The following is a 9,918-nucleotide window of genomic DNA, read 5'->3' as shown; positions in this document are numbered from 1 at the left end:
CCCTCGACGCCTCCGGCCCGTCGAGGCCTCCCCCGGCATCCCCACCGACGAAGGAGTGATCCCCATGAGCACGTTCGTACTGGTCCCCGGATTCTGGATCGGCGCCTGGGCCTGGGACGAGGTGGCCGCGCCGCTGCGCGCGGCCGGGCACCGCGTGTACGCCGTCAGCCTGCCCGGGGTGGCCGAACGCGCCGTCGAGACGGGCGAGTTCGGGCTGGAGGACCACATCGCCGACCTCGCCGCACTGCTGGTCCGGGAGGACCTGTCGGACGTCGTCCTGGTCGCGCACAGCGGCGCCTGCGCCCCGGTGGGCGGGCTCGCGGACCGGATGCCGGAGCGGATCCACCGGGTGGTCTACCTGGACAGCGGCCCGCTGATCGACGGCTCCGCGGTCCAGGACCTCTGGGAGCCCGACTACCGGCGGACGGCCGAGGCCTCGCTGGTCGACGGCCGTCTCCCGATGCCCTCCTGGGAGTACCTGGCCGAGCACGGCGCCAGCGTGGCGGGGCTGGACGGGGCCGCCCTCGCGCGCATCCGCTCCCGGGCCACCGCGCAGCCGGCCGGGGCGTTCCGGGACCGGCTGCGGCTGACCGGCGCCGGGGCCGCGCTGCCGCAGGCGCTGGTCTCCTGCTCCTTCCCGCTCTCCCAGGTGCGCGAGCTGATCGCCGCCGGGCACCCGTACTTCGCCGGGATGTCCGGGCCGAACTGGGAGCTGCGCGAACTGCCCACCGGGCACTGGCCGATGTTCTCCCGTCCGGCCGACACGGCGGCCCTGCTGGCGGAGCTGGCCGCGCTCTGAGCCCGTCGGCCCGGCCCCTTCCGTCCCGCGCCGGGCCGACGGGCCGTCCCGTCCGCGCCCAGCGGTGTGCCCCACGGCGCCCTCGGCGTGTCCGACCGTCGCGCAACCGCGCCCGGACCGGCAGGATGGGGCCCACGCCGTACCCGAGCGAGGAGCGAGCACACGCCCGTCATCCCCGCCGTGCGGACCGGGGTGGCCATCGAGACGACGGAGGACAGGGCATGACCAGCACCGCCGAGGAGTACGACGTCATCGTCCTGGGAGCCGGTCCGACCGGCGAGAACGTGGCCGACCGGACGGTCGCCGCAGGGCTGAGCACCGTGATCGTGGAGGCCGAGCTGGTCGGCGGCGAGTGCTCGTACTGGGCCTGCATGCCCAGCAAGGCGCTGCTGCGGCCGGTGGCCGCGCTGGCCGACGCCCGCGCGGTGGCCGGCTCCCGGGAGGCGGTCGACGGCCGACGGCTGGACCCGGCCGCGGTGCTGGCCCGGCGGAACTCCTTCGCCTCCGGCTGGAAGGACGACGGCCAGGTGCGGTGGCTGCGGGACACCGGCATCGAGCTGGTCCGCGGCCACGGCCGGCTGGCCGGGGAGCGGACGGTGACGGTGGAGGCCGAGGACGGCAGCGAGCGGGTGCTCACCGCCCGGCACGCCGTCGTGGTGTGCACCGGCAGCCGCCCGGTGCTGCCCGCGCACGTGCCGGGGCTCGCCGAGGCCCACCCGTGGACCAACCGGGAGGCCACCGGCTCGCAGACCGTCCCCGGGCGGCTGGCCGTGGTCGGTGGCGGGGTGGTCGGGGTGGAGATGGCCGCCGCCTGGCGGGCGCTCGGCTCCGAGGTGACGCTGCTGGTGCGCGGTGACGGACTGCTGCCGAGGATGGAGCCGTTCGCGGGCGAGCTGGTCGCGGAGGGCCTGCGGGCCGCCGGGGTCGACCTCCGCTTCGGCACCGAGGTCACCGCGCTGGAGCGGGCGGACGGCTCCGGGCCGGTGACCCTCGCCCTCGACGGCGGCGGGACGCTGACCGTCGACCAGGTGCTGTACGCGACCGGCCGGGCCCCGCGCACCGCCGACGTCGGGCTGGAGCAGGTCGGCCTGAAGCCGGGCGACTGGCTGGAGGTGGACGACAGCTGCACGGTGCTCGGTGTGGACGGCGAGTGGCTCTACGCCGCCGGGGACGTCAACCACCGGGCGCTGCTCACCCACCAGGGCAAGTACCAGGCCCGGATCACCGGCGCGGCGATCGCCGCCCGCGCCCAGGGGCTCCCGCTGGACACCTCGCGCTGGGGCGCGCACGCCGCGTCCGCCGACCTCGCGGGCGCGCCCCAGGTGGTGTTCACCCAGCCGGAGGTCGCCGCCGTCGGTCTGACTCGGGCCGCCGCCGAGGCGGCCGGGCTGCGGGTGAAGACCGTCGACCACGAGATCGGCTCCGTCGCCGGGGCCTCGCTCTACGGCGACGACTACCGCGGCCGGGCCCGGGTGGTCTTCGACCTGGACCGGAAGGTGCTCGTCGGCGCCTGCCTGGTCGGCCCCGGGGTGGCCGAACTGCTGCACTCGGCCACCGTCGCGGTGGTCGGCGAGGTGCCGATCGACCGGCTCTGGCACGCGGTGCCCTCGTACCCGACGATCAGCGAGGTCTGGCTGCGGCTGCTGGAGGACTGCCGGGGGTAGCGACCTACGGTCCGCGGGCGGGCGGGCGGCGCTCCCGCGGGCGGGGCAACCCGGGCGGCCGGCGCTCCCGCGGGCGGGGCAACCCGGGCGGCCGGCGCTCCCGCGGGCCCCCGGACGGCCCTCGTTCGTGTCGGCCTCCCGGGTGACCGGCGCGGCGAGATGTGGCCGCCGGTGGTCGGCGGGACACTGGCGGTCGGAGGGGCCGTCCCGGGGGGCCGTGCACATGACCAGGTGGTGTGAGGCATGACCGAGGTGCTGTTGGCCGTCGGAACCGAGAAGGGCCTCTTTCTCGGCCGCAGCCGCGACCGGCTGACGTGGGAGTTCAGCGGGCCGCACTTCCCGATGAACGCGATCTACTCGGTCTCCATCGACCGCCGCGACGGCCGGACCAGAGTGCTGGTCGGCGCCGACAGCAGCCACTGGGGCCCCTCGGTCTGGCGCTCCGACGACCTCGGCGCCGGCTGGTACGAGCCGCCGCGGCCGGCCATCCGCTTCCCCGAGTCCACCGGCGCCTCGCTCACCCGGGTCTGGCAGCTCCAGCCCGCCGGGGCGGAGGCCCCCGGCGTCGTCTACGCGGGCACCGAACCGGCCGCGCTGTTCCGCTCCACCGACGGCGGCGAGAGCTTCGCGCTGGTCGAGCCGCTCTGGAACCACCCGCAGCGGTCGCAGTGGGGCGCCGGGTACGGCGGCCAGGGCCTGCACACCATCCTGACCGACCCGCGCGACCCGCAGCGGCTGCTGGTCGCCGTCTCCAGCGGCGGCGTCTACCGCAGCAAGGACGGCGGCGACAGCTGGCAGCCCTCCAACACCGGCCTGCGCGCCGAGTTCCTCCCGGAGGAGGGCCAGTACCCCGAGTTCGGCCAGTGCGTGCACAAGATCGCCCAGGACCCCGTCCACCCGGACCGGCTCTACCTCCAGAACCACGGCGGCGTCTACCGCAGCGACGACTGGGGCGCCGGCTGGCGCTCGATCGTGGACGGGCTGCCCGCCGAGTTCGGCTTCGCCGTGGCCGCCCACCCGCGCCGGGCCGGCACCGCCTACCTCTTCCCGCTCGGCGGCTCGGACGACCGCATCCCGCCCGGCCGCCGCTGCCGGGTCTTCCGCACCACCGACGGCGGCACCAGCTGGCAGCAGCTCGCCCAGGGCCTGCCCGGCGAGGACCACTACGGCATCGTGCTGCGCGACGCCCTGCGCACCGACGACGCCGACCCGGCGGGCATCTACTTCGGCAACCGGACCGGCGAGGTGTACGGCAGCCGGGACGAGGGCGAGAGCTGGTCGCTGCTGCTCTCCCACCTGCCGGACGTGCTCTGCGTCCGGGCCGCGGTGGTGGCCTGAAATAACCGGTTGCCGGACGGCCGGGCCTCGGTGAGCATGGGCCGCCGACGAACGATCGCACGATTGTGGGGTGGGCCATGGCCGAGGACTGGGTGGTCAGGCGCGGTGCCGACGGCGAGCCGGTGCTGCGCTACCTGCTGGACGAGCGGGAGGGGCGGCCCTGGGCCGACCTGCTGGAGGTCCTGGACGGATCGGTGGACGCCGCCGGGTTCATCCGGGCCGAGCTGCCCGGCTGGGTGGTCTCCGGCCCTCCCGCGCTCGGGCAGGAGCTGGTGACGCACGGCGCGCGGGTGCTGCGGCACGCCCACACCTTCCGCCGCGACCTGCGCGCCGATCCCCCGCCCGCCGACTGGGCCGGGACGCCGCTGCGCGAGGGCCTGCGGACGGTGCCCTGCGACCGCGCGCCCGAGGAGCTGTACGAGGCCTGGCGGGGCGCGTTCCACCCCGGCCACGTCGACTTCTACCCGGGTGAGAAGGCCCAGGTGCTGGCCGAGCGGCTCGGCCTGCTGCTCGAAGGGAAGGTCATCGGCCCGGTGCTGCCGTCCAGCCTGCTGGCGGTGGACGCCGAGGACCGCGTGGTCGCCGGGCTGATCCTCACCGACCGCGACGGCCGGCCGTGGATCGCCGACGTCTTCCGCCACCCGGAGCGCGGCTACCGCGGCCTCGGCGCCGACCTGCTGCGCCGCACCGTCGGGGACGCCGCCGCACGCGGGCTCGCCGACGTGACCCTCGTGGTGTCCGAGGGCAACCCGGCCCGCCGGCTCTACGAGTCGCTGGGCTTCCTGCTCCAGGAGACCTCGCTCACGGTGGTCGTGCCCGACGCGGCCTAACTGGCACTTGTGCCGGCACGGGGCCGATCGGGGCGGCCGGACGCCGGCCGAAGACTCGGCAAACAGGCTGGTCGCAGGGGCTGTGTAGGCTCAACGGTCATGGCGAGGGTGACACGGGACGATGTGGCGCGGGTGGCGGGGACGTCCACGGCGGTCGTGAGTTATGTGATCAACGACGGGCCGCGGCCGGTGGCGGCGGCGACCCGGGCGCGGGTGCTCGCGGCGGTCGAGGAGCTCGGCTACCGGCCGAACCGGGTCGCCCAGGCGATGGCCCGACGGCGGACCGACCTGCTCGGGATGGTCGTGCCGGACGCCCGCCAGCCGTTCTTCGCCGGGCTCGCGCACGCCGTCGAGCAGGCCGCCGCCGAGCACGGCCGGCTGCTGCTGATCGGCAACTCCGACTACGCCGACGAACGCGAGGCCCACTACATCCGCGCCTTCCTCGGGATGCAGGTGGACGGTCTGATCCTGGTCACCCAGGACCCGGCCACCCCCGGGCTGACCGGCTTCGACGTGGCCGACGGCACCCCCGTCGTGCTGCTGCACCACCGGGCGGAGAGCATCGGCGGCGTCGCCGTGGTCGCGGACGACGAGGGCGGCGCCCGCGAGGTGGTCCGCCACCTGCTCGGGCACGGCCACGCCGAGGTGCACTGCTTCGGCGGCACCCTCGCGCTCAGCCCGCACGACCCGGTCACCGGGCGGACGGCCGGCTGGGCCGCCGCGCTGGAGGAGGCCGGGCTGCCCGTCGACGGGCGGCTCGTCCCGGCCCCGTTCGACCGGGTCCGGGCGCACGCCGAGGCGCTCGCCCTGCTCGCCCGGCCCGACCGGCCGTCCGCCGTGTTCTGCACGACGGACGACCAGGCGATCGGCCTGCTGCGGGCCGCCGACGACCTCGGCATCCGGGTGCCGGAGGACCTCGCGGTGGCCGGCTTCGACGACATCGCCGAGGCGGTGATCGCCGGGCCCGCCCTGACCACCGTCACCACGGCGCAGGACGAGATGGCCCGCGCCGCGCTGGAACTCGTCCTCGGCGGGCCGGAGCGCCGCGCCCGGGGCGCCCGCACCTTCCCGGCCCAGCTGGTGGTCCGGCGCTCCTGCGGCTGCCCGCCGGCCTGACCCCCGGGGCGCCGGGGGCGCAGGCCGACGGCGAGAGGATCCGGGGCCGCTCAGCCTTCGAGCAGTTCGTCCGCGAGCAGGTCCATCAGCAGGTTGTCGTGCCAGGTGCCGTCCGGGCCGCGCTCGTACTGGCGCATGGTGCCGACGGTGCGGAAGCCGACCTTGGTGTAGCAGCGGATCGCGGCGAGGTTGTCCTCCGCCGGGTCGATCACCAGCCGGTGGTAGTGGTGGTCGTGCACCAGGTGCCTGGCCATCGTGCGCACGGCGTCGGTGCCCAGGCCCAGGCCGTGCACCGTCGGATCGAGGTAGAGGTCCATCCCGGCGTGCCGGTACTCGTCGTCGTTGTTGGCGTACCACTGGATGGCACCGACCACCTTGCCGCCGAGGTCGATCGCGAAGGTCTCGGTGCCGGGCGATTCCAGGTCGTTGGCGACCTCGCCGGCCAGGTCGTCGCCGCCCCGCCAGCGGGAGAACACCTCGGGCGTGCCGCGGATGGCCGCCAACGCCGGGATGTCCTCGCCGGTGGCCGGGCGGAGCGTGACCAAGGTGCCGTGAAGAATCGTCCCCATATGGGGCATGTTGGCACGGAAACCCGGCTCCGGCGAGTGTTTTCGGACCGCCGTCCGGCCCTTCCGGCGTGCGGCCGCCGGGCCGGGGCGGCAGGGCCCGTGGGATGGGCGGCCGGGCGTCAGGCCGCGGGGGGCGCCGGGTCGCCGAGAGGGCCGAGCCAGACGGCGGTGACGGAGCTGACGTAGCGGGCGCCGCAGCGGTCGTCGGGGACGACGAGCTGCGGGCCGGCCGCGTCCAGCGGGGCGCCGTCCATGCTGGTGGCGAGCAGGATCTGCTGGCCGCCGAAGTCCGGGTCGATCTCGGCCCAGGAAACCACCGCCCGGTGGCCGTCGGCGCCGGCCACCGAGAGCAGGAAGCGCAGCCGCTGCTTGCGGCCGGAGAAGTCGATCCGCGGGCGGGCGGCGCGCAGCACGTCCAGCAGTGTCGGGCCCTCGTAGCCGTGGCGCTGCTCGCCCGCGCTCCGGCAGTCGAAACCGACCTCGACCCGGCGGGCGGGGAGGGCGCGCAGTTGCGCCACCGTCAGCTCGGCGGGGCGGTCGAGGTGGCCGTGGAGTCGGACGGTGGGTCTCGCCGGGGTCATGGGTGCTCCCTCCTCGCGGGCCACGGCACCGCGGCCCGCGAGGAGGACTACCCGAGGGGCCGCTCGGGCATTCGCAACTGCCAGGATGGATGCCGCCATTCATCCGCAATTGCGATGGCGAACCCCCTGTACCGCCGGAATCTGCGATCAGTCGCCGTCGAACTGCGGCGGACGGCGGACGGGGCGGAGGGCGGACAGGGCGGACGGCGGACGACCGGGTCCCGCGGCAGGCTAGGCGTCCTCCAGGCGCAGCCGGGCACTGACCGTGCCGAGACCCTCGGCGAGCACGGCGAGCTGCTCGCGGGTGAGCACGTCGATCAGCAGCTCGCGCACCAGGGCGACGTGTCCGGGCGCGGCCTGGCGCAGCGCCTCCCGCCCCTGGTCGGTGAGTTCGGCGATGACGCCGCGCACGTCGCTGGGACAGGAGCGGCGGGCGACCAGGCCGGCCCGCTCCAGCTGGGTGACCTGGTAGGTCAGGCCGCTCTTGGAGGTGACCAGCTTGTCGGCGAGTTCGGTCATCCGCAGCGAGCCGCCGGGGGCCGCGGACAGGTGCACCAGGATCTCGTACTGCTGGTGGGAGAGCCCAGAGTCCTCCTTGAGCTGGCGTTCCAGCCGCCGGTTCAGCAGGTTGCTCGCGACGACGAAGCCCCGCCAGGCGGCCGCCTCGTCCGGGTCCAGCCAGCGGGGTTCGTTCAGTGAGGACATGGGGTGAAGCCTACTCCTGTTGTTCAAATTCGAACGAAGGTGTACCGTCGATCCCATGGACGGTTCAAATTTGAACTACCACTGTCGAACGGTCCCGAGGAGGACGCCATGAGCACCGCGGCCCCCGAGCGCATGCCCGCCCTGTACCTGTCGCACGGCGCGCCGCCGCTGGCCGACGACCCGGTCTGGCCGGGCGAACTGGCCGCCTGGTCCGCCGACCTGCCCCGGCCCAAGGCGGTCCTCATGGTCTCCGCCCACTGGGAGGAGGCCCCGCTCGCCCTCGGCGCCGTCACCACCGTCCCGCTGGTGTACGACTTCTGGGGCTTCCCCGAGCACTACTACCGGGTCCAGTACGCCGCCCCCGGCGCACCGGAACTCGCCGAACGCGTGCGCAAGCTGCTGCGCGCCCCCGGCACGCCCGTCCAGGACATCCCCGAGCGCGGACTCGACCACGGCGCATACGTCCCGCTGGTGGAGATGTACCCGGACGCCGACGTCCCGGTGCTCCAGGTCTCGCTGCCCACCCTCGACCCGCAGCGGCTGATGGAGATCGGCCGCAAGCTCGCCCCGCTCCGCGACGAGGGCGTGCTGATCGTCGGCAGCGGCTTCTTCACCCACAACCTCCGGGCGCTCAGCAACGACGGCCGGATCACCTCGGTGATGGCCGAGTTCGACGACTGGGGCCGGCGCGCCCTGGAGGCCCACGACCTGGACGCACTGCTCGACTTCGAGCACAAGGCCCCGGCCGGACGCCTCGCCCACCCCCGCACCGAGCACTTCGCCCCGCTGTTCGTCACCCTCGGCGCCGGCGAGGGCGACCTGGACAGCCAGCGCAGCGTCATCGACGGATTCTGGATGGGCCTGGCCAAGCGCTCGATCCAGCTGGGCTGAACCTCGTGCGGGACCTCCCGGGGTTCCGCACGAGGAACGGCCGGCGGGGCGCCCGCCGGTGCACCCGGGCTGCCCTGACCCCGCTGCCTGGTTTATCGTGTGACGCTCCGTCGAAGGAGTGATCATGCGCAACGGCGACGCCGTACGAACCGCCCTGGAAGCCTCGCTGGCGGCCCTCGCCCCGCACACCGCGGACCGCGACTGGGACCTGCCCGCCGGGCTCCTGGAGTGGAGCTGCCGCGACACCGCCGCCCACATCGCCCACGACCTGCTCGCCTACGCCGGCCAGCTCGCCGCCCGCCCCCGGGACCGCTACCTGCCGCTGGACCTCACCGTCCGGCCCGAGGCCGACCCGGCCCGGGTGCTCACCGTGGTCACCGCCGCCGGGCAGCTCCTCGCCACCGCCCTGGACGCCGCCCCGCCCGAGCTGCGCGCCTACCACCACGGGCCCTGCGATCCGTCCGGCTTCGCCGCCATGGGCGTCGCCGAGACCCTGCTGCACACCCACGACATCACCAGCGGCCTCGGCCTGCCCTGGCGGCCGCCCGCCGAGCTGTGCCGCCTCGTGCTCGACCGGCTCTTCCCGCACGCGCCGCAGGAGCCGGCCGCCCACCCGGCGGAGGTCCTGCTCTGGTGCACCGGGCGAGGGGAACTGAACGGCCGCCCGCGCAAGTCCTCGTGGATCTGGCGGGCGGCCGTGGGCGAGTGGCCGGGCTGAGGCCGGTCCGACCGGTCAGGCGGCCCCGGTCGCGACCCGCTCGGCCTCGCTGCGCTCGACGCAGAACTCGTTGCCCTCGGGGTCGGCCAGGGTGACCCAGCCCTTGCCGTCCGGGGTGCGGTGGTCGGCCAGCACGGTGGCGCCCAGGGCGACCAGGCGCTCCACCTCCTCGTCCCGGCCGCGGTCCTGCGGCTGGAGGTCGAGGTGGGTCCGGTTCTTCACCGACTTGCCCTCGGGCACCCGGATGAAGAGCAGCGAGGCGCCGGCGGAGTCCACCAGCGCCTCGTCGTCACCGGGGTTGTCGTCCTCGCCCAGGGTGCCCTCCAGCGCCCGGGCCCAGAAGGCGGCCAGGGCGTGCGGGTCTGCGCAGTCGATCGTCACATGTCGTACCAGAGAAGCCATGCGTCCACTCTCACCTGCACCGTTCGATTTCGTCCAGCCTTTTCCGGGAGTGCCGGTGCCCGTCCAGCGGGTACGGCGGGAAGGCCGGGACGATCTCCGTGAAGGCGTAGCCACTCTTCTCCGCGACCCGGCAGGAGGCGTGGTTGTCGCCCGCATGGAGCAGGTCGATCCGGCGCAGACCGTCCTCGGCGAAGGTGGCGAAGGCCCAGGTGGTGAGGGGGCGGGCGGCGCGGCTTCGACGTGGAGCGGGTGTGGAGCACGACATGAAAGGGCCGCGCACCGGCACAGCCCTTGGAACGAGAATC

Annotated in this window: 12 protein-coding genes; 7 read left to right on the top strand and 5 right to left on the bottom strand. The window is 75.0% G+C overall.

Going from position 1 to position 9,918, the window contains the following annotated elements; genetic code table 11:
* The first annotated feature begins 64 nt into the window (after positions 1-64).
* The 5 genes from ACIQOV_RS12430 to ACIQOV_RS12410 all read left to right on the top strand — a co-directional run bounded on the left by ACIQOV_RS12430 (position 65) and on the right by ACIQOV_RS12410 (position 5,747).
* The gene (locus ACIQOV_RS12430; RefSeq protein WP_401047886.1) at positions 65-799 is read left to right on the top strand and encodes an alpha/beta fold hydrolase; all 735 of its coding nucleotides are present in this window, start codon (positions 65-67) and stop codon (positions 797-799) included.
* 221 nt (positions 800-1,020) lie between these two features.
* Entirely contained in the window at positions 1,021-2,463 is a 1,443-nt protein-coding gene (locus tag ACIQOV_RS12425) for a dihydrolipoyl dehydrogenase family protein (protein WP_401047883.1), read from the top strand.
* 243 nt (positions 2,464-2,706) lie between these two features.
* The gene (locus ACIQOV_RS12420; RefSeq protein ID WP_401047881.1) at positions 2,707-3,801 is read left to right on the top strand and encodes a WD40/YVTN/BNR-like repeat-containing protein; all 1,095 of its coding nucleotides are present in this window, start codon (positions 2,707-2,709) and stop codon (positions 3,799-3,801) included.
* A 77-nt stretch (positions 3,802-3,878) separates the two neighbouring features.
* The gene (locus ACIQOV_RS12415; protein ID WP_359900162.1) at positions 3,879-4,631 is read left to right on the top strand and encodes a GNAT family N-acetyltransferase; all 753 of its coding nucleotides are present in this window, start codon (positions 3,879-3,881) and stop codon (positions 4,629-4,631) included.
* Positions 4,632-4,730: 99 nt separating this feature from the next.
* Positions 4,731-5,747 (top strand): LacI family DNA-binding transcriptional regulator, encoded by a 1,017-nt coding sequence (locus ACIQOV_RS12410; protein ID WP_401047878.1) that lies wholly within the window; start codon positions 4,731-4,733, stop codon positions 5,745-5,747.
* A gap of 50 nt (positions 5,748-5,797) precedes the next feature.
* Here the strand turns inward: ACIQOV_RS12410 and ACIQOV_RS12405 are convergent, their stop codons facing one another.
* From ACIQOV_RS12405 to ACIQOV_RS12395, 3 genes are all read right to left on the bottom strand, one after another.
* Positions 5,798-6,316, bottom strand: a complete 519-nt coding sequence (locus tag ACIQOV_RS12405) for a GNAT family N-acetyltransferase (RefSeq protein ID WP_387692815.1) — start codon at positions 6,314-6,316, stop codon at positions 5,798-5,800.
* Between the two features lie 119 nt (positions 6,317-6,435).
* Complete coding sequence (locus ACIQOV_RS12400; protein WP_359900154.1) at positions 6,436-6,897, bottom strand: molybdopterin-dependent oxidoreductase; 462 nt, start codon at positions 6,895-6,897, stop codon at positions 6,436-6,438.
* A gap of 231 nt (positions 6,898-7,128) precedes the next feature.
* Entirely contained in the window at positions 7,129-7,593 is a 465-nt protein-coding gene (locus ACIQOV_RS12395; protein ID WP_359900199.1) for a MarR family transcriptional regulator, read from the bottom strand.
* A gap of 117 nt (positions 7,594-7,710) precedes the next feature.
* On the opposite strand from ACIQOV_RS12395, the gene ACIQOV_RS12390 reads away from it, so the two are divergent.
* Together ACIQOV_RS12390 and ACIQOV_RS12385 are read left to right on the top strand one after the other, a co-directional pair.
* Positions 7,711-8,493: a dioxygenase gene (locus ACIQOV_RS12390; protein ID WP_401047874.1), complete on the top strand. Its 783-nt coding sequence runs from the start codon at positions 7,711-7,713 to the stop codon at positions 8,491-8,493.
* A gap of 124 nt (positions 8,494-8,617) precedes the next feature.
* Complete coding sequence (locus tag ACIQOV_RS12385; protein ID WP_401047872.1) at positions 8,618-9,211, top strand: maleylpyruvate isomerase N-terminal domain-containing protein; 594 nt, start codon at positions 8,618-8,620, stop codon at positions 9,209-9,211.
* 15 nt (positions 9,212-9,226) lie between these two features.
* Here the strand turns inward: ACIQOV_RS12385 and ACIQOV_RS12380 are convergent, their stop codons facing one another.
* Both ACIQOV_RS12380 and ACIQOV_RS12375 read right to left on the bottom strand, forming a co-directional pair.
* Positions 9,227-9,613: a VOC family protein gene (locus ACIQOV_RS12380; protein WP_401047868.1), complete on the bottom strand. Its 387-nt coding sequence runs from the start codon at positions 9,611-9,613 to the stop codon at positions 9,227-9,229.
* A gap of 10 nt (positions 9,614-9,623) precedes the next feature.
* Positions 9,624-9,918: GNAT family N-acetyltransferase (locus tag ACIQOV_RS12375; RefSeq protein WP_401047866.1), on the bottom strand; the 295-nt coding region annotated here is incomplete at its 5' end.

Origin of the sequence: Kitasatospora sp. NPDC091257 (assembly GCF_044757675.1) — a bacterium.
Taxonomy (GTDB): domain Bacteria; phylum Actinomycetota; class Actinomycetes; order Streptomycetales; family Streptomycetaceae; genus Kitasatospora; species Kitasatospora lactacystinica.
This window is presented reverse-complemented; position numbering and strand designations above follow the sequence as displayed.